Genomic DNA, 23,892 nt, shown 5'->3' on the forward strand with positions numbered 1-23,892 from the left:
CGCTGCCATGTAACACATATAGGCCAGCGCGCGCCACGGCGCGAATCGGCCCCCCGCCCGGCTACACCAACCAGGCCGCCGTGTCGCTCGGCAGCTGGCCGTCGACCAACGGCGCGCTGGACAAGATGAGTTCGCCGGCGGGCAGCGCCATCGGACGCTTTCCGGTGTTCAGTGCGCACATCAGACCGCCCTCTCGGCGCCGGAATACCAGGGCATCGTCGGTTGCTGTCAGCCACTCCAGCTCGACGCCGTCGAATTCGTTCCGCCCCCTACGCAATTTGAGCGCCGTGCGGAAAAACTCCAACGTCGAGTTCGGGTCGGCATTCTGCTTTTCGACGGTCAGTGACGCCCACTCCGCGGGCATCGGCAACCAGGTGTCGGGCGAGGTGGAGAAGCCGAACGGGGGAGTGTCGCCCGACCAGGGCAGCGGAACGCGGACCTTGTCGCGGCCCCGCTCGGTGCGCCCGGACCGTTCCCAGGTCGGGTCCTGCAGCACCTCGTCGGGCAGGTCCAGCACGTCGGGTAGCCCGAGCTCCTCGCCGTTGTAGATGAACACCGTGCCCGGCAGGGCGAGCATCGCCATCAACATCGCCTTCGCTCGGCGCAGCCCGATCTCGCCACCGCCGTAGCGGGTGACCTCACGGTCGATGTCGTGGTTGGACAGCGTCCAGGTCGGAACGGAGTCATAGATCGCGGTGGCTGCGAGCGAATTCACGACGGCGTCGTGCACCTGCGCGGCGTCGAAGCCGACCTTGGTCAGCCGGAAGTTGAAACCGAGGTGCAATTCGTCGGGCCGCAGATACTCGGCCCAGAGCATGTTGTCCAACACCCAGACCTCGCCGATGGTCACGGCGCCGTCGTACTCGTCGACGATCTTGCGGATCTTGCGGTGGATGTCGTGCACGGCCGGGTTGTTGAAACGCGGGTCGTCGTCGGCGTGCGACAACACCTTGACGGCTTCCTTGGCGTCGGGCAGGCCGGCCGGCTTGGCCATGCCGTGCGCCACGTCGATGCGAAAGCCGTCCACGCCACGCTCCAGCCAGAACCGCAGCGACGCCTCCAAGTCGTCGAAGACCTCGGGGTTGTCCCAGTTCAGGTCCGGCTGGTGGGTGTCGAAAAGGTGCAGGTAGTACTGACCGGGATTGCCGTCCGGCTCGACCACCCGCTCCCAGGCGGAGCCGCCGAAGACGGAGGTCCAGTTGTTCGGCGGCAGCGACCCGTCGGGCCCCTTGCCGTCGCGGAAGTAATAGCGCTCCCGGGCGTCAGTGTCCGGTCCGGCGGCCAGCGCGGCCTGGAACCATGCGTGCTCCGAGCTGGTGTGATTGGGCACCACGTCCATCGTGATCTTGATGTCGCGCTCGTGCGTCGCCGCGATCAACCGTTCGATCGCGGGCATCCCCCCGAACAGCGGGTCGATGTCACGGGGATCGGAGACGTCGTAACCGTGGTCGGCCATTGGCGAGACGGTGACCGGGCTGAGCCAAATCGCGTCGATCCCCAGCCGCACCAAGTGATCAAGATGGGTGACGATTCCGTCGATGTCGCCGACGCCGTCGCCGTTGCTGTCGGCAAACGATCGTGGATAGACCTGGTAAAAGACCGCGTTCGACCACCATGCTGCGGGGCTCATGCTGCTCCGATCGGTTGGCTGGACATCAAAGGTTATGGATCAAAAAGGGGCATTGACCAGGGAGTGGGCAGCCATCTCGAGATAGTTGAGCAACTCACGGCGATGGTCGTCGTCAAGAGTCTGTGAGTCGATCGATGCGACGGCGGTCTGCATGCACCGCAGCCACGCGTCGCGCTCGATCGGGGTGATTCGGAACGGCACGTGGCGCATCCGCAGCCGGGGGTGTCCGCGCTGGTCGGAGTAGGTCCGCGGACCGCCCCAGTACTGCTCGAGGAACATCCGCAGCCGCTCTTCGGCGCCCTGCAGGTCGTCGAGGGGATACAGCTCACGCAGGATTTCGTCCTCGGGGACCTGCGCGTAGAAGCGCGCCACGATCGTTTTGAAGGTCTCGGCACCGCCGACAGCGTCGTAGAAGGACTGTTGCACCTGATCCATCACACCCCATTGTGGTGCATCGGGCGTTTTGCGCAGTCAAACGGCCGTACTCGCTCCTGCTGTTCACCGGTTCGACACGGCGTGCACCAGCAATTAGGCGTGCGATTGGCGGCGAATCATGGTGGACTATTCGCGGAGGATTTATGGCGCAGGGCAAGAGACGCCGCAGCCACCGAAGTTCAGGGGCCGCGGCAGGGCTAACCGGACCCCCAACCGCGTCGTCTCTGCATAGCTTTGATACCCATCCGCCCAACCGGATCGAGACCGCATCGATCTGGAGTCGCCGCCGGGTACTGCTGCTGAACTCCACCTACGAACCGTTGACCGCGCTGCCGATGCGGCGGGCGATCGTGATGGTGATCTGCGGCAAGGCTGACGTCGTGCACGCCGACCCCGGCGGGCCGATCATCCACTCCGCGACCGAGTCGATCGTGGTGCCATCGGTGATCCAGCTGCGGTCCTATGTTCGGGTTCCGTACCGGGCCCGCGTCCCGATGACCCGCGCCGCGCTGATGCATCGTGACCGGTTCTGCTGTGCCTATTGCGGGGCGAAGGCCGACACGGTCGACCACGTGGTGCCGCGCAGCCGCGGCGGCGGGCACTCCTGGGAGAACTGTGTCGCCTGCTGCTCGACCTGCAATCACCGCAAGGGCGACAAGCTGTTGGCCGAACTCGGTTGGACGCTGCGCCGGACACCGCTGCCGCCGACCGGACAGCACTGGAGACTGCTGTCGACGGTCAAGGAAATGGATCCGTCCTGGGTCCGGTATCTCGGCGAGGGCGCAGCCTGACCGCCAATCTTGTGTCCAGGCGCGCCGCGGGATCACTGCGTGGGATACGGTTTCGGTCGTGAGCGCTATGGAGATTCACCTGTACCTGGTTGGAATCCCGGCGTTGCTGGTCATCGTGCTGGCGGCGCTGATCTGGTCGCGCAAGGGGCCGCACCCCGCGACGTACAAGATGTCCGAATCGTGGACGCATCCACCGATTCTGTGGGCTGCCACCGACGAGTTCGTCGGCCACTCGCACGGACATGACGAGTTCTCGGTCGGAGGTGGCGCCAGTGGCACATGGTGAGGTAGCGACGAAGGCACCCGCCGCACTGCCGTTGGGCTTTGCGATCACCACCAGCGGACGGGTGTCCGGGGTCACCGAGCCCGGCGAAATCTCGGTGCACTACCCGTTCCCGATCAAGGACCTCGTCGCCATCGACGACGCCTTGAAATACGGTTCGCGCCAGTCGATGACGCGGTTCGCCATCTACATCGGCGACCTGGGTAGCGACACCGCGGCCCGGGCTCGCGAGATCCTGGCCGACGTGCCGACGCCGAATAACGCGGTGCTGCTGGCCGTCTCGCTCGACCAGGCGGTCATCGAGGTGGTCTACGGCTCGGAGGTACGCGGGCGTGGTGCCGAGTCGGCCGCCCCGCTGGGCGTGGCCGCGGCCTCGTCGGCGTTCGAGCAGGGCCACCTGGTCGACGGCCTGGTCAGCGCGATCCGCGTACTCAGCGCCGGGATCTCACCAGCCTAAGCACCGTCGAACCGGCGCGCGCGCAACGCCCGCTTCACCCCGGCCTGGCCCTCGACCACGAGGCGGCGCAAGGCCGGGGGCACCTCGGGGTCGGACAGGAATGTGTCGGCGGCGGCGATGCCGTCCTCGCTGATGTCCCAGGACGGGTACAGCCCGACCACCACGGTCTGCGCGACCTCGCAGGAGCGCCGCGCCCAGACGCCGGGAATGGCCTGGAAATAGCGCGCGGCGAACGGCCTGAGCAACTCACCCTGGCCGGGCGCCCCGAAGCCCGCGATGATCGAGCGGGCCGACGTGTTGGCCAGGGTGTCGTCCTCGACCACCGTGGTGAACGCCTGCTCCTTGACCTCGAGCTGCGGACGGGCCGCGGCGGCCTGGGCGCCGTGCCGCTTGCCGGTGGCCGTCGGGTCGCGCCGCACCTCGGCGTCGATGAACGGCGTCTGGATTCCGTCGGCGTCGATATCGCCGGCGGTGGCCAGCGCGGTCACGATGCGCCAGCGCAGATCGGTGTCGATCTCGAGGCCCCCCAGGCCCAACTCGGACGGGTCGCGATCGAGCAGGTCGGCCAGCGCCGCGAGGTGCCGGTCGGACAGCACCGACGAGCACAGCGTGTTGACGTAGGCGAGCTGGTGATCCGATCCCGGCTGGGCGGCGCGGGCCAGCTCCAGCACCCGGTCGGCGAACTGCGGCCAGCCGTGCTCACGGGCCCAGCCCGGCTCGGCATAAGCGCCCAGCGCCGTCTGCGCCTGCAGCAGCAGTCGTTGTGCCACACCCACTTCCGTCTCGGCCTGCACGCCGCCGGAGACTAGGGCGACGGAATCGCGGGCACGCATTTCCGCCTCGCGAGTCATCTCCCACGCCGCGGACCACACCAGCGAGCGGGGCAGTGAGTCGGCGATGTCGGCGATGCGCTCCAGCGCGGTCCGCAACGACCGGGCATCGAGGCGCAGCGAGCAGTAGGTCAGGTCGTCATCGTTGACCAGAATCAGCTGCCCGGACGAAACACCAACCAGCCCAGGGACTTCCGTCTCGGCTCCATCGACGTCGAGTTCCTCCCGGTGCACCCGCACCAGCCTGCCCGCGCCGTCGTCGTCGTAGATCCCGACCGCCAGCCGGTGCACCCGGGTCTCACCCGCTCCCGGAGCGGCGCCGCTCTGCGTCAGCACGAACCGGGTGAACTTCCCGTCGGCGTCGGTGTCGAACTCCGGGCGCAGGGTGTTCAGCCCGGTGGTCTTCAGCCACTGCTGACCCCAGTTCGACAGGTCGCGGCCCGACGCCTTTTCCAGCGCCCCGAGCAAGTCACTGAATGTGGCGTTGCCGAATGCGTGCGCGCGGAAGTAGTCGCGCAGCCCGGCCAGGAAATGCTCCAGCCCGACGTAGGCGACCAGCTGCTTGAGCACCGAAGCGCCCTTGGCGTAGGTGATGCCGTCGAAGTTCACCTCGACAGCGTGCAGGTCGGGGATGTCGGCGGCGATCGGGTGCGTGGACGGCAATTGGTCCTGGCGGTAGGCCCACGACTTCTCGACGGTGGCAAAGGTTGTCCACGCCGAGGTGTATTCGGTCGATTCGGCCTGGCACAGCACCGAGGCGAACGTGGCGAAGGATTCGTTGAGCCACAAGTCATCCCACCAGGTCATGGTGACCAGGTCGCCGAACCACATATGCGCCATCTCGTGCAACACCGTCTCGGCGCGCCGCTCGTAGGAGGCGCGGGTGACCTTGCTGCGGAACACGTAATCCTCGAGGAAGGTGACCGCCCCGGCGTTTTCCATTGCGCCGGCGTTGAATTCGGGAACGAACAGCTGGTCGTATTTGCCAAACGCGTAGGGAACCCCAAAGTTCTTGTGGTAGAAGCTGAATCCTTGTTTGGTCTCGGTGAACAGACGCTCGGCGTCCATGTGCTGGGCCAGCGAGGTGCGGCAGTAGATGCCCAGCGGGATCTCGCCGTGCTCGTCGCTGTAGGAGTCCTTCCACTCCGAATACGGGCCCGCGATCAAGGCCACCAGGTAGGTACTCATCCGCGGCGTGACCGCGAAACTGTGCACGCCGTTGTCGACCGACGTGGTGGCGCCGTTGGAGATCACCTTCCAGTGCGCCGGCGCGGTCACCCGCAGGTCGAACGTGGCCTTGAGGTCGGGTTGGTCGAAGCAGGCGAACATCCGCTTGGCATCGGCGGTTTCGAACTGCGAGTACAGGTAGGTCTCGTTGTCGACCGGGTCGACGAAGCGGTGCAGTCCCTCGCCGGTGTTGGAGTAACGGCAGTCGGCGTCGACGACGACGACGTTGCGGTCGGCCAGTCCGCGCAACGGGATGCCGGTCGACTCGTCGTATCCGGAGACGTCCACATCGCGCCCGTTGAGGGTGGCGCTGCGGACGGTCTCGGCGGCCAGGTCGATCACCGTGTCGGCGCCGGCGACGGCGTCGAACACCACGGTGGTGGTGGACCGGAAAGTACGCGAAGTTCGTTCGCCAGGCGCGCCGCCAGGACCGGAGCCGTCGGTGACGTCGAGGCTGATTTGATAGCTGTCGACGGTGATCAGCGCCGCACGTTCGACGGCTTGGTCGCGGGTGAGGTGAGGAAGTGCCACCCGTCCAACTTAGTAGCGTCGCGAGCAAACAGTGCGGAACGGGAACGCGCGGGCGGCGGCTGCGGTTGTGTTGAGCGGTGTTCTGACCGTTCCCGATCTCGTCCGGAGAGGACTGCGCAATGTCCGACAAGGCCCCGTCAAAAACCAAGCCGACTTCTGGTTCGACCCGCTATGCCCCTGGGCATGGATCACGTCACGCTGGATCCTCGAGGTGGAAAAGGTTCGCGACATCGACGTGAACTTCCACGTCATGAGCCTGGCGGTGCTCAACGAGAACCGCGAGGGCCTGCCGGAGGAGTATCGGGAGAAGATGAAGTCGGCCTTCGGTCCGGTAAGGGTGGCGATCGCCGCCGAGCAGGCGCACGGCGCCGAGGTGCTGGCCCCGCTCTACACCGCGATGGGCACCCAGATTCACAACAAGGGCAACAAGGAACTCGCGGACGTCATCAAGCTGGCGCTCGACGAGGTCGGTCTGCCCGCGGAGCTGGCCGAGGCCGCGACCAGTGGGGCCTACGACGAGGCGCTTCGCAAGAGCCACCACGCCGGCATGGACGCGGTCGGCGACGACGTCGGCACGCCGACCATTCACGTCAACGGTGTCGCGTTCTTCGGGCCGGTGCTGTCGCGGATCCCGCGCGGCGAGGAGGCCGGCAAGCTATGGGACGCCTCAGTGACCTTCGCCGCCTATCCGCATTTCTTCGAGCTCAAGCGCAGCCGTCACGAGAAGCCCGAATTCGACTAGGCCTGCCGGGGCGACCGGGTTCACCCGGTCGCCCCGCGCTTGCGATCGCGGCTAGTCGGTCCCGCGTTGCGGAGCTCGGATCCGGCAAGGAAGTATGTCGGGCATGCGCGTCTACCTGGGTTCAGACCACGCTGGATTCGAGCTCAAGCAAGCGATCATCGAGCACCTCGAGAGCACCGGACATGAGCCGATCGACTGCGGCGCCTTCACCTATGACGCCGAGGACGACTACCCCGCGTTTTGCATCGACGCCGCGACACGCACGGTGGCCGATCCCGACAGCCTCGGCATCGTGATCGGCGGATCGGGCAACGGCGAGCAGATCGCGGCGAACAAGGTGCCGGGCGCGCGCTGCGCGCTGGCGTGGAGCGTTGAGACCGCGTCGCTGGCCCGTCAGCACAACAACGCACAGCTGATCGGCATCGGCGGCCGGATGCACACCGTCGCCGAGGCGCTGACGTTCGTCGACGCCTTCCTTACCACGCCGTGGTCGAAAGCCGAACGCCACCAACGGCGTATCGACATACTCGACGAGTACGAGCGCACCCATCAGGCGCCGCCGGTACCCGGCGTGCCGGCGTAAGGGCGCCCGTTGCCCGAAGGGCATACGCTGCACCGGCTGGCCCGGCTGCACCAACGGCGCTTCGGCGGCGCGCCCGTCGCCGTGTCCAGCCCGCAGGGCCGCTTCGCCGAGGCGGCGGCCGCCGTCGACGGCCGGGTGCTGCGCAAGTCGAACGCATGGGGCAAGCATCTGTTCCATCACTACGCCGGCGGCCCGATCGTGCACGTGCACCTCGGTCTGTACGGCACCTTCACCGAATGGGAACGCTCCGAGGAGCTTCCGGAGCCGGTCGGACAGGTACGCATGCGGATGGTCGGCGCCGAGTACGGAACCGACTTGCGCGGCCCGACGGTGTGCGAGGTGATCGACGAGGCTCAGGCGAGTGAGGTCGTGGCGAAGCTCGGCCCTGACCCGCTGCGCAGCGATGCCGATCCGGCATGGGCGTGGAATCGAATCACGAAGTCCCGCAGGCCTATCGGTGCATTATTGATGGATCAGACCGTCATTGCCGGAGTGGGCAATGTGTACCGCAGTGAGTTGTTGTTCCGGCATCGCATCGACCCGTACCGGCCCGGCCGGGCAGTGAGCGAGGCCGAGTTCGACGCCGCCTGGACCGATTTGGTCGCGCTGATGAAGGTCGGCTTGCGCGGCGGCAAGATCGTCGTTGTTCGGCCCGAACACGATCACGGCCCGCCGTCCTATGCGCCCGACCGGCCCCGCACCTATGTGTACCGGCGCGCCGGCGAGCCGTGCCGCGTCTCGGGGGACCCCATCTGCACGGCAGTGCTCGAGGGCCGAAACGTGTTCTGGTGCCCGACGTGTCAAAGTGAGCCACCCGGCTGAACTGACAGGAAGAGACGCTGGCGTCTACAGTTTGGGGCGCGACGCTCTCGGGTACGACGTGGCTCGTGAAAACAATTCCACGTTTTGCTGCAACGATTTTGGCCGGGCGAGTTCTGGGACCCGGGCTGGGGCAATAACTGGGACTGGAACAGCTGCCATGACTGGCGCGGCGGGCCCGGGGGCTGGAACCCGCCCGGACCGGCCGGGGGCCCTGGGTGGGGACCGCCGCCGCCGCCGGGCTGGGGACCGCCTGGACCGCCGCCGCCTCCGGGCTGGGGGCCGTCGGGACCGCCCGGATGGCATCCCTGATAGAAGTCCACATCAACAACCGCGCCCGGCCGGCATCGTTCGGCAGGGCGCGGTTATCTCGGGAGAATCAGGAGGCGTCGACGCCCAGCACGGCGTAGACCTCGTTGGACAGCGCGGTGCTGCGCGGGTCCGCGTTGGCCTTGGTGGCGTCGAAATGGTTCGCCACGTACGCGTAGCCGATGCGGTGTTCCAGGTCGACGAACCCGAATGAGCCACCCAGACCGCCGTGGCCGAAGATCCGCGGGTTGGGTCCGTTGACGCGACGTTGGTTGAGCATGTAGCCCAGGCCCCAGCCGTGGTCGGCGACCCGGGGTCCCAGCACCAGGTCGGTTTCCAGGCCGCCCTGGCATTCCCGGATCAGGTCCATGTGCTCGCGGCTGAGCAGTTTCTCCTGGGCCAGCGCGTTGTAGAACGTCGCCAGCCCCAGCGCGGACACCTGGCCATTGGTGCCGGGGAACTCGAGGCGGCGCCACAGGTCGAGGTCATACGAGCTGACCTCGTCGTCCGGGGCCCACCCCATTGCGACCGAGAGGCCGGCCTTGGGGTGCTCGGCGAGTGAGGTGGGCTGGCTGGGAACGTGCGTGAGCAGATCGTGCATGTGCGGTTTGTTCACCCGCTCGGCGCAGCGGAGCTGCTCGGCGTCCGACAGTCCGATGTGGACGTCGGCGCCCAGCGGTTCGGCGATCTCGGCGCGCAGGTACTGACCGATCGTGCGGCCGGTGACCCGGCGGAACACCTCGCCGAGGATGAAGCCGAACGTGGTCATGTGATAGCCCTGGGCGGTGCCCGGCTCCCACCAGGGTTCGGCGGTTGCCAGCTGATCGCAGACGAAGTCCCAGTCGCACACCTGCTGCCAGGTGATCGGTGCCGGGGGTCCGATCACTCCGGATCGGTGGCTCATCACCATGGCCAAGGTGATGTCTTCTTTGCCGGCCTGCCCGAATTCCGGCCAATACCGGGCCACCGGCGCCTGCAGGTCCAGCTGACCACGGTCGACGAGCTGGTGGACGCAGGTCGCCGACAGACCTTTGGTGCCGGACAGCACGGTGGTCAGGGTGTCTTGCTGCCAGGGCCGGGTGCCGGCCGCGTCGGCCCAGCCGCCCCAGAGGTTGACGACGAGGTCACCGTCTACCCATACGGCGACGGCCGCGCCCTGCTCGTTGTTCTGCGTGAAATTGCGCTCGAATGCGCTGCGTATCCCGACGAAGTCGGACGCGCACGAGCCGCGAATGTCAGCATCCGTCTTCAGGTCGCTCATGGCGCCTTTCTGTGGAGCAGCACTTACCCCGAGCGGGCGACGGGAATCGAACCCGCGTAGCTAGTTTGGAAGACTAGGGCTCTACCATTGAGCTACGCCCGCATGCATTAGTCGAGCGTGACTGTATCTGGCGGCGAACATCAAATCTAATCGACGCGGTCTCGTGATCGCTCTGTTAGGTCTGCGAGGTCGCTGTCGGGGCGACGCGGTCGAGCCGTAGGATCGCGAGGTCAGCGCGGGGTGTAGCGCAGCTTGGTAGCGCATCCGCTTTGGGAGCGGAAGGCCGCAGGTTCAAATCCTGTCACCCCGACCAGCACTGCCGCACCAACGAAACAAAGAACGAGGAGCACATCCGTGAAGAGCAGCGTCGAGCAGTTGAGCCCCACCCGGGTGCGCATCAACGTGGAGGTGCCGTTCACCGAACTCGAGCCCGATTTCCAGCGCGCCTACAAGGAGCTGGCCCGGCAGGTCCGGCTGCCCGGGTTCCGGCCCGGCAAGGTACCGATGAAGTTGCTGGAGGCCCGCTTCGGCCGCGAGGAGATGCTCGACCAGGTCGTCAGCGAGGCGCTGCCCACCCGATACGGGCAGGCGGTCAGCGAAACCGAGGTGCACCCGATCGGACGTCCCGAGATCGAGGTGACCAAGAAGGAGTACGGCGAGGACCTCGCATTCACCGCCGAGGTCGACGTCCGCCCCAAGATCACGCTGCCGGACCTCAGCACGCTGAAGGTGTCGGTGGATCCGATCGAGGTCAGCGACGACGACGTCGACGCCGAGCTGCAGTCGCTGCGGGCCCGGTTCGGCACCCTGACCGGAGTGGACCGTCCGGTCGCCGACGGTGATTTCGTCTCGATCGACCTGTCGGCGACGATCGACGGCGAGGACATACCGGGCGCCGCCGCGCAAGGCTTGTCGCACGAGGTCGGCTCCGGCCGGCTCATCGAGGGCCTCGACGATGCGATCATCGGCCTGTCGGTCGACGAATCCAAGGAATTCACCGCCAAGCTTGCCACCGGCGAACACGCCGGCAAGGACGCGCAGGTGACCGTAACCGTCAAGACCATCAAGCAACGCGAACTGCCCGAACCCGACGACGAATTCGCGCAATTGGCAAGCGAATTCGACACGATCGACGAACTGCGCACCAACCTGCGCGACCAGGTGGGCAACCTCAAGCGCGCCGAGCAAGCGGGCAAGATCCAGGAAGCCGCGATGGACGCGCTGCTCGAGCAGGTCGACGTGCCGCTGCCGGAGGGCATCGTCGCCGAACAGTTCGACAGCGCCATGCACGGCGCCATCGACAGCGTCAATCACGACGAAGCCAAGTTCGCCGAGGTGCTGGCCGAACAGGGCAAGACGCGCGAGGAGTTCGAAACCGAAACCCGCAGCGCGGTGGAGAAGGACGTCCAGCGGCAGCTGTTGTTCGACGCGCTCGCTGACGAGTTGGAAGTCCAGGTCGGCCAGGACGATCTGACCGAGCGACTGGTGGCGACGTCGCGGCAGTACGGCATCGAGCCGCAACAGCTGTTCTCCTACCTTCAGGAAAACAACCAGCTGCCGGCCATGTTCGCCGACGTGCGGCGCGGTCTGGCGATCGCCGCGGTGGTATCGAAGGCGACGGTCACCGACACCGACGGCAACACGATCGACACGAGCGAGTTCTTCCCGGATCGGGCGAAGAACGACGCCGACGATGAGGACTCCGATGACGCCGACGACGCGGTCGAAGAGTCCGGCGAGGAATGACCCAACCGTGACGCTGTGAGCGAACGCGCCCGTTTCGGGGGTGCGTGGCCGCGAAACGGCGCGCGCGGTTGGTTAGTGTCGTCAGTACAGATCTGAAAGAAAGCAGGTAACCCAGTCGTGAGTGATATGCGTTCGAATTCGGTGGGTCTCAACCTCACGGACTCGGTCTATGAGCGCTTGCTCTCCGAGCGCATCATCTTCCTGGGTTCGGAGGTGAACGACGAGGTCGCCAACCGGTTGTGCGCGCAGATTCTGCTGCTCGCCGCCGAGGATGGCGACAAGGACATCTCCCTGTACATCAACTCCCCGGGCGGATCGATCAGCGCGGGGATGGCGATCTACGACACGATGGTGCTGGCCCCCTGTGACATCGCCACCTACGCGATGGGCATGGCCGCCTCGATGGGCGAGTTTCTGTTGGCCGCGGGCACCAAGGGCAAGCGCTACGCGCTGCCGCACGCCCGCATCCTGATGCACCAGCCGCTGGGCGGGGTGACGGGCAGCGCGGCCGATATCGCGATCCAGGCCGAACAATTCCACGTCATCAAGAAGGAGATGTTCCGGCTCAACGCGGAGTTCACCGGACAATCGATCGAGCGGATCGAGGCGGATTCCGATCGCGACCGCTGGTTCACCGCACCGGAGGCCTTGGAGTACGGCTTCGTCGACCACATCATCACCCGCGCCGCCCACATCACCAATGGAGAAGCCCAGTGAACCCCGAAACCCAACCCCAGGCGCGCTACATCCTGCCGTCGTTCATCGAGCACTCCAGCTTCGGTGTCAAGGAGTCGAACCCGTACAACAAGTTGTTCGAGGAGCGCATCATCTTCCTCGGCGTGCAGGTCGACGACGCCTCGGCGAACGACATCATGGCCCAGCTGCTGGTGCTGGAGTCGCTGGACCCCGACCGCGACATCACCATGTACATCAACTCGCCCGGCGGCGGGTTCACCTCGCTGATGGCGATCTACGACACCATGCAGTACGTGCGGGCCGACATCCAGACGGTGTGCCTGGGTCAGGCCGCCTCGGCCGCCGCGGTGCTGCTGGCCGCCGGCACGCCGGGGAAGCGGATGGCACTGCCGAACGCGCGCGTGCTGATCCACCAGCCGTCGCTGTCCGGCGTGATCCAGGGGCAGTTCTCCGACCTGGAGATCCAGGCCGCCGAGATCGAGCGGATGCGCACGCTGATGGAGACCACGCTGGCCCGGCACACCAATAAGGACGCCGCGGTGATCCGCAAGGACACCGATCGGGACAAGATCCTGACCGCCGAAGATGCCAAGGACTACGGGATCATCGACACCGTACTCGAGTACCGGAAGCTCTCCGCGCAGAACGCCTAACGGCTTTCGGCGTCTTTTGCGACGGCCGCTCGCTCGGCAATTTCTGCGACGGCCGCCAGCGCGGCGATATCGGCCGGCCCGACCCGGCAACATCCTCCGACGATGCGCGCCCCGGCCGCGATCCACTGCCGGGCGAGCTCGGTGGAGAACCGTGACCGCCCGATCCATTGCCGCTTGCTCCCATCCCATCGTTCGCCGCTGTTCGGATAGACGATCACCGGCTTACCGATCGTCGACGCGACCTCAATGGCGGGCAGCACGTCGTCGGGGGCGCAGCAATTGACGCCGACCGCGACGATCTCGTCGACACCGGCGGCCACCGCGAACGCCTCGGCGAGCGGCTGGCCGGCGCGCGTGCGCGACCCGTCGATCGTGTAGCTGAGCCAGGCCGGCACGCCGGCCGCCCCTACCAGGTCGACCAGCGCCTCGGCTTCGTCGGCGTCCGGCACGGTCTCGCACGCCAGCACGTCGGCGCCCGCCGCGGCCAGAGTCTCCAGTCGCGGTCGATGCCAGCGCTTGAGCGCCGCGACGGAAAGCCCGTAACGCCCGCGGTATTCGGATCCGTCGGCCAGTGCCGCGCCGTAGGGTCCGACCGATGCGGCGACGAGGAGGTCGCCGGCGCCGGCCTCGTCGCGCGCCGCCCGCGCGAGTTCGACGCTGCGGCGCAACAATTCGACGGCCCGCTCGCGGTCAAAGCCATGGGCCGCAAAGCCTTCGAACGACGCCTGGTAGCTGGCGGTGGTCGCGATCGTGGCGCCGGCCCGAAAATAGGCGGCATGTACCGCGGCGATTTCCTGCGGCGCATCCGACAGCAGCCGCGCCGACCATAGCGGGTCGGACAGGTCGTGACCACGTGCTTCCAGCTCGGTCGCCAGACCTCCGTCGCTGATCAGCACGGATTCGTCCGCCTTGCAAATTCCGGCAGCCAATCCCACCCGGCCACTGTATGGTGGTGGCCTGGCAACCAGCCCGTTTCGCATTAGCAGCCTCGGTCGGGTAACGACCGCGACACGCCAAAGACACGGAAAGCGCGTCTGCGCCAGTGACGGGGGTTGTCGGGCTATATGTTTTCGGACAGGCACGAATACCACCGACGCGATTCGGCGCTAATGGTCGCGGCGGGCCCGATCCAGCGGGTAGCGTCGGGGGGAATACATGCGGCACGTTAAAAGACGTACGGCTACAGGAAGTAGGCACTGAGGCACCATGGCGCGCATCGGAGACGGCGGTGATCTGCTGAAGTGCTCGTTCTGCGGAAAGAGTCAGAAGCAGGTTAAGAAACTCATTGCGGGCCCGGGGGTCTACATCTGCGATGAGTGCATTGATCTTTGTAACGAGATCATCGAAGAGGAGCTGGCGGACGCCGACGACGTCAAGCTGGACGAGCTGCCCAAGCCGGCCGAGATCCGGGAATTCCTCGAGGGATACGTCATTGGGCAGGACACCGCTAAGCGCACGCTGGCCGTCGCGGTCTACAACCACTACAAGCGGATCCAGGCCGGCGAAAAGGGTCGTGACTCCCGGTGCGAGCCGGTCGAGCTGACCAAGTCCAACATCTTGATGCTCGGCCCAACCGGCTGCGGTAAGACCTACCTGGCTCAGACCCTGGCCAAGATGCTCAACGTGCCGTTCGCCATCGCGGATGCCACCGCCCTGACCGAAGCCGGTTACGTCGGGGAGGACGTCGAGAACATTCTGCTCAAGCTGATCCAGGCCGCCGACTACGACGTCAAGCGCGCCGAGACCGGCATCATCTACATCGACGAGGTCGACAAGATCGCCCGCAAGAGCGAGAACCCGTCGATCACCCGCGACGTCTCCGGCGAGGGCGTGCAGCAGGCGCTGCTGAAAATTCTGGAGGGCACGCAGGCGTCGGTTCCCCCGCAGGGCGGCCGCAAACACCCGCACCAGGAGTTCATCCAGATCGACACCACCAACGTGCTGTTCATTGTCGCGGGTGCGTTCGCCGGCCTGGAGAAGATCATCTACGAGCGCGTCGGCAAGCGCGGTCTGGGCTTCGGTGCCGAGGTTCGCTCTAAGGCCGAGATCGACACGACCGACCACTTCGCCGAAGTGATGCCCGAGGATCTGATCAAGTTCGGACTGATCCCCGAGTTCATCGGCCGGCTCCCGGTCGTCGCCTCGGTCACCAACCTCGACATGGAGTCGTTGGTCAAGATCCTGTCCGAGCCAAAGAACGCGCTGGTCAAGCAGTACACCCGGCTGTTCGAGATGGACGGCGTGGAGCTGGAGTTCAGCGACGACGCGCTCGAGGCGATCGCCGACCAGGCGATTCATCGCGGCACTGGTGCCCGTGGCCTGCGCGCCATCATGGAAGAGGTCCTGCTGCCGGTGATGTACGACATCCCGAGCCGCGATGACGTCGCCAAGGTGGTCGTGACCAAGGAAACGGTGCAGGACAATGTCTTGCCGACGATCGTGCCGCGCAAGCCGTCGCGCACCGAGCGCCGCGACAAGAGCGCCTAGCTCTTAAAGCGCCGGCGGCCGGGTTGCCCCCGCCAGAATCCTCGTGACGCCCGAAACGGCGTCACTGAATCACACCCCGGACAACGGTGGGTTACAACCCGGTGCCGAAGTGACCAAAACCACAGTTTTGTGTCGTACTCGTCGGTAGCCCTCACTGACTACGCGTTTTGCCTAAGATATTGGTAAGTATGCGCAGCCGGAGACGTCCTTGTGACCCGAAAACCAATGCAATAATTGGTACTACCAGTCTCATTCAATCGTGTGAGAGCGGGGCTCCCTTTGACGGCGCGTAACCTGAAACTTCGGATGAGTGCCTGTCCGGTTAACAAATGGAAGGCGGAGACGTGGATTTGAACGGCAGTGGAGCCGGGTCAGATTCTCATGGCGGGTCCTCGGACCGCCAACGTCTGGAACAGGTTGTCATCCGATTCGCCGGCGACTCCGGCGACGGCATGCAGCTGACCGGTGACCGGTTCACCTCTGAGGCCGCACTTTTCGGTAACGACCTGGCGACGCAGCCGAACTATCCCGCCGAGATCCGGGCCCCCGCAGGCACATTGCCCGGGGTCTCGTCCTTCCAGATTCAAATCGCCGACTACGACATCCTGACCGCGGGCGACCGGCCGGACGTGCTCGTCGCAATGAACCCGGCCGCGTTGAAGGCCAACATCGGCGACCTGCCGCGCGGCGGAATGGTGATTGCGAACTCCGACGAATTCACCAAGCGCAACCTGACCAAGGTCGGTTATGTAGCAAACCCGCTGGAGACCGACGAGCTGTCCGACTACGTCGTGCATTCCGTCGCGATGACCACGCTGACGCTGGGTGCCGTCGAGACGATCGGCGCGAGCAAGAAAGACGGGCAGCGCGCCAAGAACATGTTCGCGCTGGGCCTGCTGTCGTGGATGTACGGCCGGCCGATCCAGACCAGCGAGAACTTCATCCGGGAGAAGTTCGTCCGCAAGCCCGACGTCGCGGAGGCCAACGTGCTCGCGCTCAAGGCGGGCTGGAACTACGGCGAAACCACCGAGGCATTCGGCACCACCTACGAGGTGTCCCGGGCGACGCTGCCGACCGGTGAGTACCGCCAGATCTCCGGCAACACGGCGCTGGCCTACGGCATCATCGCGGCCGGTCAGGTTGCCGACCTTCAGGTCGTCCTCGGCAGCTACCCGATCACTCCGGCGTCGGACATCTTGCACGAGCTGTCCAAGCACAAGAACTTCAACGTGATCACCTTCCAGGCCGAGGACGAGATCGGCGGCATCTGCGCCGCGATCGGCGCCTCGTACGGCGGCGCGCTGGGCGTCACCACCACCTCGGGGCCGGGTATCTCGCTGAAGTCCGAGGCGATCGGCCTGGCCGTGATGACCGAACTGCCGCTGCTGATCGTCGACGTCCAGCGGGGTGGACCGTCGACCGGTCTGCCGACCAAGACCGAACAAGCCGACCTGCTGCAGGCGCTGTTTGGCCGCAACGGCGAGTCGCCGGTGGCGGTGCTGGCGCCGCGGTCGCCGTCGGACTGCTTCGAGACCGCGCTCGAGGCGGTGCGCATCGCGGTGTCGTACCACACGCCGGTGATCCTGCTGTCCGACGGCGCGATCGCCAACGGCTCTGAGCCGTGGCAGATCCCGGATGTCGGCTCACTCCCGCACATCCAGCACACCTTCGCCAAGCCCGACGAGCCCTTCCAGCCGTATGCGCGCGACCCGGAGACGCTGGCCCGCCAGTTCGCCGTTCCGGGCACCCCCGGTCTCGAACACCGCATCGGTGGCCTGGAAGCCGCGAACGGTTCGGGCGCCATCTCCTACGAGCCGGTCAACCACGACCTCATGGTGCGGATCCGCCAGGCCAAGATCGACGGCATCTCGGTTCCCGACCTGGCGGTCGACGACCCGACCGGCGACGCGGAGCTGCTGTTGATCGGCTGGGGCAGCTCGTACGGCCCGATCGGCGAGGCTTGCCGGCGCGCGCGGCGCAAGGGCATCAAGGTCGCCCACGCCCACCTGCGCTACCTCAACCCGTTCCCCGCCAATCTTGGTGACGTGCTGCGGCGCTACCCGATGGTGGTGGCACCGGAGATGAACCTGGGCCAATTGGCGATGTTGCTGCGGGCGAAGTATCTGGTCGACGTCCAGTCGGTCACCAAGGTTCAGGGCCTGGCGTTTTTGGCCGACGAAATCGGGCGTGTTATCCGGGCGGCGCTCGCGGGAACACTGGCCGAAATCGAGCAAGACAAGACGATGGTCGCCAGAATGGCGGCAGCAACGGTTGGAGCTAACGCATGACTTGCGCAGTGGCGATGCAGAGCGAAGCGATGAGGAGGAGCGGCGCTCATGACTGACGTGATCGCTGGCGACCTGGCGGGCACGGACCTCGGCCTGACTCCGAGGCTGAAGAAGAACGACGGTGTGCCCACTCTGTCTTCTGAGGATCCGCCGCAGAAAGGCAAGGACTTCACCAGCGACCAAGAGGTGCGCTGGTGCCCGGGTTGCGGCGACTACGTCATCCTCAACACCATCCGCAACTTCCTGCCGGATCTGGGTCTGCGCCGCGAGAACATCGTCTTCGTCAGCGGTATCGGCTGCTCGAGCCGGTTCCCCTATTACCTGGAGACCTACGGGTTCCACTCGATCCACGGCCGCGCTCCGGCGATCGCCACCGGTCTGGCACTGGCCCGCGAAGACCTGTCGGTCTGGGTGGTCACCGGTGACGGCGACGCGTTGTCGATCGGCGGCAACCACCTGATTCACGCGCTGCGCCGCAACGTCAACATCACCATCCTGCTGTTCAACAACCGGATCTACGGGTTGACCAAGGGCCAGTACTCGCCGACGTCCGAGGTCGGCAAGATCACCAAGTCGACGCCGATGGGCTCGCTGGACCACCCGTTCAATCCGACCTCGCTGGCGCTGGGCGCCGAGGCGACCTTCGTCGGTCGCGCACTGGACTCCGATCGTGCCGGGCTCACCGAGGTGTTGCGCGGTGCCGCCGAGCACCGTGGCGCCGCGGTGCTCGAAATCCTGCAGGATTGCCCGATCTTCAACGACGGCTCGTTCGACGCGCTGCGCAAGGAGGGCGCCGAGGATCGGGTGATCAACGTCCACCACGGTGAGCCGATTGTGTTCGGCGCCAACGGCGAATACTGCGTGGTGAAGTCGGGCTTCGGCCTCGAGGTAGCCAAGACCGCCGACGTGGCCGTCGAAGAGATCGTCAAGCACGACGCGCACGCGGACGACTCCGGTTACGCGTTTGCGCTGTCGCGGCTGTCGGATCAGAACCTGGATCACACGGTGCTGGGCATCTTCCGCAACGTCGACCGCCCCACCTACGATGACGCGGCCCGTGCTCAGGTCGCCGCGGCCCGGTCCGCAACGCCGTTCGACGCGGCCGCGCTGCAGTCACTGCTGCGCGGGCGCGACACCTGGACCGTCGACTAAGGGGCTGCGCTGGTGTCCGATGCAGTGTCATTGGCCGCAGTAGTACTCGCCGGAGGCGAATCGCGGCGCATGGGCCGCGACAAGGCCACCTTGCCGGGTCCCGGCGGAACCGCCACGATGGCCGAGTATGTGGTCGGCGTCGTGGCTCAGCGTTGCGAGCCGGTATTCGTCGTCGCTGCCCCGGGCCAACCGCTGCCAAAGTTGGAGGCGGCGCGGGTGATCCGTGACGAGATCCAGGGATTGGGGCCGCTGCCGGCGACCGGGCGCGGACTGCGTGCTGCTGCGGAAGCGGGCGCTCAGTTCGCCTTCGTCTCCGCGGTCGACATGCCTTTGCTGACACCGGAATTGATCGACGACCTGATGGCACTCGCCACCAAGACCGACGCCGAAGTGATCGTGCCGTGGGACGGTCGCAGCCACTTCCTGGCGGCGGTGTACCGCACCGAGCTGGCCGACCGAATTGATGCCCTGGTGGCCGCCGGCGAGCGCAGGATGAGCGCGCTGATCGATGCGTCCGACGCCCAGCAGATCGTGTTGCCGGATTCGCGCGCATTGACCAACGTCAACACCGACTCCGAGTTCCGCGCCCTGGTGCACCCCGGAGCCTGATAGGCCCGGCGAGTTTTCGCCATTCTTGAAACCGATCACTCGGATTCTGCTCGATTTATCGAGATAAACATATCGCTGAACTGCGCGGTTAGTTAACCGATTATAAATCCTTTCTCTTAATCGGTGCGCCCGCAATTGATCAAACCATTATGTGCTTATTGCGGATGCATCCGGATTCATGCCGGCTAGTGCTGACCGGATTATGTTGGGGCACAGTAGTTTTCGAACGACCAAGAACGCATCGGCGCAGGAGCGATGCCCGGGCGCCACAATGCGGACCCGTGGACATGGCTGCGGGAATTTACTCAGCAAATTGTTTCGCGCAAATCCAGGCGGGACGGTAGGTCCCGTCACGCCGGTGGCCATAGGCGTTGTCGCGTCGGCACCCGCGGCTGGTCTTCGGCGCGTTCGCCTGACTAAAACCGTTGAAAAACCGCGCAACTCAGGCGACGCGGTTGTCAAGGCGTGTTAACACGTTGCTAACACCCATGCTTTGGTAGCCCTTTCTCGACAGTGGTGAATGACGTTGCGAAATAGCATGTTTGGGCTGATAGAGGCTGTTTTTCGCCCGCACTGCGGCGCCGGATGAAGCATCAAGAAACTGCTCATGAGGCGCCAGGGACGTCTGGGACCGAAGTGAGGTTGGCGGCAGCTTGGCTGCTAGGGCAAATGCGTGGTCCAGCTCACAAAATATGCGTGATTCGAGTCACGATTGCGTCTTTGATCTTGACCTGGGACTTTGCGAAGAAAACACGGGGTTGACCTGCAAAGATAAATTTCTACTCGGACCGTGATCTGCTCGTTATTGTTCCGATATAGCGGCGTGTCGGATATGACGAATGTTCCGCGGTCTCGTACGGTGCCTTTTAGCCCGAAAGGGGTCATAGAAAATTTAATCCACGGACCCGTGTGTGAGCGGGGCTGCGGGCGGCAACGGCCGTCTGCGGCCAGCGGCTTTTCGCCCGCCGGGCAGATGATTGCCCCCCGCTGCCGTGCCGAAACGAGACGGCACGTTCCAGAGCACCTATCTCCACTTCACGAACCACCTAAACCCACCTGTGAGTTTGCTTTGGCGCGCGCGCTTGCGAAAGGAACACTTTGAACAACGTCCGTAAGACGCTCATCCTCGCTGCAATCACAGGGTCGCTGGTGACGCTTCCGTCCGCCACGGCCAGCGCGGATGTGCCCCCGCCGCCGGCTCCTGACGCCCCGGCCCCTGACGCGCCCGCCGCGCCGGTCGGCTTCGACGTCCCGCCGCCTCCGGCACCGGACGCCCCGCCGGCCGCGCCGGTGGGTTTTGACCCGAATGTCCCGCCGCCTCCGGCGCCGGACGCTCCGCCGCCGGCCGCTCCGGTGGGCTTCGATGCCCCGCCGCCTCCGGCACCGGACGCCCCGGCGCCAATCAAGGCGTACAGCGTGAACTGGGATGCCATCGCACAGTGCGAGTCGGGTGGTAACTGGGGGATCAGCACCGGTAACGGCTACTCGGGTGGGCTGCAGTTCACCCCGAGCACCTGGCGTTCCAACGGCGGGTCGGGTTCCCCGGCCGGCGCGAGCCGTGAGGAGCAGATTCGGGTGGCCGAGAACGTGCTGCACTCGCAGGGCATCGGCGCGTGGCCCGTCTGCGGCCGTCGCGGCTGACGTTTGACGTTGCAAGTAAAGGAAGATGCCGGGCCGGTGCCCGGCATCTTCCTTGTTGCGGGGATTCGCGGCCGCCGAGCCGTCGCTATCGATCCGGTACCGTCGCGACGATGACCGCATCGTGGCGTGAATTCGACATCGTGCTGTACGGGGCGACCGGCTTCGTCGGGAAGCTGACCGCCGAGTACCTGGCCCGGGCCGGAGCCGGAGCGAGGATCGCCCTGGCCGGCAGGTCGACAGACCGCGTGCGCGCCGTTCGCGACACCCTGGGAGCAGCCGCGCAATCCTGGCCCGTGCTCAGCGCCGACGCCGCGTCCCCGTCGAGCCTGGCTGAGATGGCCGCCCGCACCCAAGTCGTCGTCACCACGGTTGGGCCCTATGCCCGCTACGGAATGCCGTTGGTGGCGGCGTGCGCCGCGGCCGGCACCGACTACGCGGACCTGACCGGCGAGGCGATGTTCATCCGCGAGGTCATCGACCTCTATCACAAGCAAGCCGCCGACAACGGTGCCCGCATGGTGCACTGCTGCGGATTCGATTCCATCCCTTCCGATCTGACGGTGTACGCGCTGTACCGGGCGGCGCAAGACGACGGCGCCGGCGAACTCGGCGATACCAACTTCGTGATGCGTCGGTTGGTCGGCGGGGTCTCCGGCGGGACCATCGCGTCGAGTCTGGGCGTGCTGCGCGCCGCCTCCAGCGACCCCGCCGTACGCCGCCAGCTTGCCGATCCCTACACGCTGAGCACCGATCGCGGCGCCGAACCCGAGCTCGGCCGCCAACCCGATCTACCTTGGCGGCGCGGTCGCTACCTCGCCCCGGAATTGACCGGTGTCTGGACGGCCGGATTCTTGATGTCGTCGATCAATACCCGAATCGTACGGCGCAGCAACGCATTACTGGATTGGTCGTACGGACGGCGGTTCCGTTACACCGAACACATGAGCCTGGGTTCGTCGCCGGTGGCGCCGGTGGCGTCGGCCGCCATGGCCGGGATCGGCAACGCGACGTTCGAGCTGGGCAGCCGCTATTTCCGGCTGCTTCCGGCCACGGTGCTGGACCGGATCACACCCAAACCCGGCACCGGTCCCAGCGCCAAAGCCCGCGACCGCGGCTATTACCGGCTAGAGACCTACACCACCACAACCAGCGGTGCACGGTATGTGGCCAGGATGGAGCAGCGCGGGGACCCTGGTTACAAGGCGACCGCGGTGTTGCTGGGGGAGTGTGGCTTGAGCCTCGCACTGGATCGTGACAAGCTCTCGGACCTGCGCGGCGTCCTTACCCCCGCGACCGCGATGGGTGATGTTTTGCTGGCCCGGCTCCCTGCCGCCGGCGTGTCGCTGCGGACCGAGCGGCTGGATTAATCCCGCTGCCGCAACACCTTTCGATCGGCAGTGCATCGGACTAGTGTCGTAGGCGACTTGCCTCAAACAGCCGTGCAATCAAGGTGGAGATAGCGATGGCCGGTCTCGATGATCTGTACGCGCAGATTCCGACAGCTGACATAGCGCGCACGCTCGGCGCCGAAGAAGGCGAGGTCGATACGGCAGTGCGCACGCTAGTGCCGTCACTGTTGGGCAGTCTGCAGCAGGATTCGCAAGATCCAGAGCAGGCCGGCAGAATCGAATCCGCGGTGATCGCTGCCGACTATGACGGGCATCAGGCAGTCGCGACGCTCTTCGGTGGCAGCGATGCCGACCAGGTCGCGTCGGCGCTGGCCAACGAGGGAGCCGGGAATAGCGACCTGCTCAACCAGCTGTTACCGATTGGGCTCCCGATTGTGTTGGCGTACATCGGAAAACAACTATCGCGCGGCTCGGGGCCGCAGACCAACGAAGCGCCGGCCGGCGGCCTCGGCGAGGTTCTGGGCAGCATCCTGAGCGGCGGTAGCGGCGACAAGTCGCTGGGCAACATTCGCGGAAGCGTGCTGAGCGGCAAAAGCGGCGGGCTCGGCGACATACTCGGTGGCCTGCTCGGCGGTAAGAAGTAGGCAACCGGGCACCCACTCATCGGGCACCGGCAAGCGTGTCCAGCGCCACGCGGACACGATGAAGAGAGGGAAATGCTATGTCAGACACGCTTACTGAAGAACAGCAACTGCAGCGGGGGGAATCGCTTGCCTCCAACAACGGGGCCTACACCCTGACGCTGCAAGACGACGGCAACCTCGTGCTGGCCGCGCGGGGCGAGGCGTTGTGGGCGACGGCGACCAACGGCCAGGACGTGCAGCGCGCCGAGGTGCAGCGCGACGGCAACTTCGTCCTGTACACATCCGACAAGCCGGTTTGGCACACCGACACACAGGGCAAGAAGGACGTCCGGCTCGTCCTTCAGGACGACTGCAACCTGGTGCTCTACGCCGCCGACGGGCCGGCCTGGTCCAGCCACACCGAAACCGAGGGTCCGCCGCCTCCGGCGCCGGCCGCCGAGCCCGCCGGCGCGGATGTGACGATCGACACCGCCGAACCCTCCCCGGCGCCCCCGGCAGAGGCCGCGCCCGAGCCCGCGCCGCGCACCTACACCGTCGTCTCCGGCGATACGATGTGGGCCATCGCCGAGCGCTTTTACGGTGACGGCAGCAAGTATCGGGTGATCGCCGACGCCAGCGGCGTCGCTGACCCCGACCTGATCCACCCTGGCCAAGTGCTCACGATTCCCTGAGCGGGACGGCCAAACCGACACTGGCCGATCACCTGCGTGTTCGGGCGCTTACACGCGG

General features: G+C 66.0%; 23 protein-coding genes and 2 tRNA genes. 19 read left to right on the top strand and 6 right to left on the bottom strand.

Features of this window, described 5'->3' with window-relative positions:
* Positions 1–61: 61 nt before the first annotated feature.
* A complete protein-coding gene (locus G6N54_RS27085) occupies positions 62–1,630 on the bottom strand; it encodes a glycoside hydrolase family 13 protein (RefSeq protein WP_163793608.1) in 1,569 nt (522 codons plus the stop codon).
* A gap of 39 nt (positions 1,631–1,669) precedes the next feature.
* Positions 1,670–2,056 carry a globin gene (locus G6N54_RS27090; protein WP_163795011.1) on the bottom strand — a complete coding sequence of 129 codons (387 nt, stop codon included), beginning with the start codon at positions 2,054–2,056 and terminating at the stop codon, positions 1,670–1,672.
* 152 nt (positions 2,057–2,208) lie between these two features.
* Between G6N54_RS27090 and G6N54_RS27095 the strand changes: the two genes are divergently transcribed.
* The 3 genes from G6N54_RS27095 (at position 2,209) to G6N54_RS27105 (ending at position 3,596) form a co-directional block, all read left to right on the top strand.
* A complete protein-coding gene (locus tag G6N54_RS27095) occupies positions 2,209–2,856 on the top strand; it encodes an HNH endonuclease (RefSeq protein WP_163793610.1) in 648 nt (215 codons plus the stop codon).
* Positions 2,857–2,923: 67 nt separating this feature from the next.
* Positions 2,924–3,142: an aa3-type cytochrome oxidase subunit CtaJ gene (ctaJ, locus tag G6N54_RS27100; protein ID WP_163795014.1), complete on the top strand. Its 219-nt coding sequence runs from the start codon at positions 2,924–2,926 to the stop codon at positions 3,140–3,142.
* Positions 3,129–3,596 (top strand): DUF5130 domain-containing protein, encoded by a 468-nt coding sequence (locus tag G6N54_RS27105; protein WP_179969129.1) that lies wholly within the window; start codon positions 3,129–3,131, stop codon positions 3,594–3,596. The genes ctaJ and G6N54_RS27105 overlap by 14 nt, the downstream gene beginning before the upstream one ends.
* Here G6N54_RS27105 and pepN read toward each other — a convergent pair.
* Entirely contained in the window at positions 3,593–6,184 is a 2,592-nt protein-coding gene (gene pepN / locus G6N54_RS27110) for an aminopeptidase N (RefSeq protein WP_163793614.1), read from the bottom strand. The two genes, G6N54_RS27105 and pepN, sit on opposite strands and share 4 nt — an antisense overlap.
* Before the next feature lie 112 nt (positions 6,185–6,296).
* Here pepN and G6N54_RS27115 point away from each other — a divergent pair, with 112 nt between their 5' ends.
* The 4 genes from G6N54_RS27115 to G6N54_RS27130 all read left to right on the top strand — a co-directional run bounded on the left by G6N54_RS27115 (position 6,297) and on the right by G6N54_RS27130 (position 8,738).
* On the top strand, positions 6,297–6,926 hold the full coding sequence (locus tag G6N54_RS27115; RefSeq protein ID WP_163795016.1) for a mycothiol-dependent nitroreductase Rv2466c family protein: 630 nt from the start codon (positions 6,297–6,299) through the stop codon (positions 6,924–6,926).
* Between the two features lie 103 nt (positions 6,927–7,029).
* Positions 7,030–7,509: a ribose-5-phosphate isomerase gene (locus G6N54_RS27120; protein WP_179969130.1), complete on the top strand. Its 480-nt coding sequence runs from the start codon at positions 7,030–7,032 to the stop codon at positions 7,507–7,509.
* A 9-nt stretch (positions 7,510–7,518) separates the two neighbouring features.
* Positions 7,519–8,331, top strand: coding sequence for an Fpg/Nei family DNA glycosylase (locus G6N54_RS27125; RefSeq protein WP_163793618.1), 813 nt, complete (start codon positions 7,519–7,521; stop codon positions 8,329–8,331).
* Between the two features lie 215 nt (positions 8,332–8,546).
* Entirely contained in the window at positions 8,547–8,738 is a 192-nt protein-coding gene (locus G6N54_RS27130) for a hypothetical protein (protein WP_163793620.1), read from the top strand.
* Here G6N54_RS27130 and G6N54_RS27135 read toward each other — a convergent pair.
* Both G6N54_RS27135 and G6N54_RS27140 read right to left on the bottom strand, forming a co-directional pair.
* Complete coding sequence (locus G6N54_RS27135; RefSeq protein WP_163793622.1) at positions 8,708–9,898, bottom strand: serine hydrolase domain-containing protein; 1,191 nt, start codon at positions 9,896–9,898, stop codon at positions 8,708–8,710. The two genes, G6N54_RS27130 and G6N54_RS27135, sit on opposite strands and share 31 nt — an antisense overlap.
* A 31-nt stretch (positions 9,899–9,929) precedes the next feature.
* Positions 9,930–10,000, bottom strand: a tRNA-Gly gene (locus tag G6N54_RS27140).
* 134 nt (positions 10,001–10,134) lie between these two features.
* Between G6N54_RS27140 and G6N54_RS27145 the strand changes: the two genes are divergently transcribed.
* From G6N54_RS27145 to clpP2, 4 genes are all read left to right on the top strand, one after another.
* Positions 10,135–10,211, top strand: a tRNA-Pro gene (locus G6N54_RS27145).
* A 41-nt stretch (positions 10,212–10,252) separates the two neighbouring features.
* On the top strand, positions 10,253–11,644 hold the full coding sequence (tig, locus tag G6N54_RS27150) for a trigger factor (RefSeq protein ID WP_163793624.1): 1,392 nt from the start codon (positions 10,253–10,255) through the stop codon (positions 11,642–11,644).
* Between the two features lie 126 nt (positions 11,645–11,770).
* Positions 11,771–12,361: an ATP-dependent CLP protease proteolytic subunit ClpP1 gene (clpP1, locus tag G6N54_RS27155; protein ID WP_163795025.1), complete on the top strand. Its 591-nt coding sequence runs from the start codon at positions 11,771–11,773 to the stop codon at positions 12,359–12,361.
* Positions 12,358–12,993, top strand: coding sequence for an ATP-dependent CLP protease proteolytic subunit ClpP2 (clpP2, locus tag G6N54_RS27160; RefSeq protein ID WP_108921682.1), 636 nt, complete (start codon positions 12,358–12,360; stop codon positions 12,991–12,993). Before clpP1 ends, clpP2 begins: the two co-directional genes overlap by 4 nt.
* Here clpP2 and mmuM read toward each other — a convergent pair.
* The gene (gene mmuM / locus G6N54_RS27165) at positions 12,990–13,910 is read right to left on the bottom strand and encodes a homocysteine S-methyltransferase (protein WP_232073826.1); all 921 of its coding nucleotides are present in this window, start codon (positions 13,908–13,910) and stop codon (positions 12,990–12,992) included. The genes clpP2 and mmuM overlap by 4 nt on opposite strands.
* Positions 13,911–14,199: 289 nt before the next feature.
* On the opposite strand from mmuM, the gene clpX reads away from it, so the two are divergent.
* The 8 genes from clpX (at position 14,200) to G6N54_RS27205 (ending at position 23,834) form a co-directional block, all read left to right on the top strand.
* Positions 14,200–15,480, top strand: coding sequence for an ATP-dependent Clp protease ATP-binding subunit ClpX (gene clpX, locus G6N54_RS27170; RefSeq protein ID WP_036470433.1), 1,281 nt, complete (start codon positions 14,200–14,202; stop codon positions 15,478–15,480).
* 344 nt (positions 15,481–15,824) lie between these two features.
* On the top strand, positions 15,825–17,768 hold the full coding sequence (locus G6N54_RS27175) for a 2-oxoacid:acceptor oxidoreductase subunit alpha (RefSeq protein WP_163793628.1): 1,944 nt from the start codon (positions 15,825–15,827) through the stop codon (positions 17,766–17,768).
* 48 nt (positions 17,769–17,816) lie between these two features.
* Complete coding sequence (locus tag G6N54_RS27180; RefSeq protein ID WP_163793630.1) at positions 17,817–18,920, top strand: 2-oxoacid:ferredoxin oxidoreductase subunit beta; 1,104 nt, start codon at positions 17,817–17,819, stop codon at positions 18,918–18,920.
* 12 nt (positions 18,921–18,932) lie between these two features.
* Positions 18,933–19,529, top strand: coding sequence for a molybdenum cofactor guanylyltransferase (gene mobA, locus G6N54_RS27185; protein ID WP_163793633.1), 597 nt, complete (start codon positions 18,933–18,935; stop codon positions 19,527–19,529).
* A gap of 1,098 nt (positions 19,530–20,627) precedes the next feature.
* Entirely contained in the window at positions 20,628–21,170 is a 543-nt protein-coding gene (locus G6N54_RS27190) for a transglycosylase family protein (RefSeq protein ID WP_163793635.1), read from the top strand.
* Positions 21,171–21,280: 110 nt separating this feature from the next.
* Entirely contained in the window at positions 21,281–22,537 is a 1,257-nt protein-coding gene (locus G6N54_RS27195; protein ID WP_163793637.1) for a saccharopine dehydrogenase family protein, read from the top strand.
* A 95-nt stretch (positions 22,538–22,632) separates the two neighbouring features.
* Positions 22,633–23,163 (top strand): DUF937 domain-containing protein, encoded by a 531-nt coding sequence (locus tag G6N54_RS27200; protein ID WP_163793639.1) that lies wholly within the window; start codon positions 22,633–22,635, stop codon positions 23,161–23,163.
* 77 nt (positions 23,164–23,240) lie between these two features.
* Positions 23,241–23,834 (top strand): LysM peptidoglycan-binding domain-containing protein, encoded by a 594-nt coding sequence (locus G6N54_RS27205; protein ID WP_163793641.1) that lies wholly within the window; start codon positions 23,241–23,243, stop codon positions 23,832–23,834.
* The last annotated feature ends 58 nt before the right edge of the window (positions 23,835–23,892 follow it).

Origin of the sequence: Mycobacterium stomatepiae, from assembly GCF_010731715.1 — a bacterium.
GTDB lineage: Bacteria > Actinomycetota > Actinomycetes > Mycobacteriales > Mycobacteriaceae > Mycobacterium > Mycobacterium stomatepiae.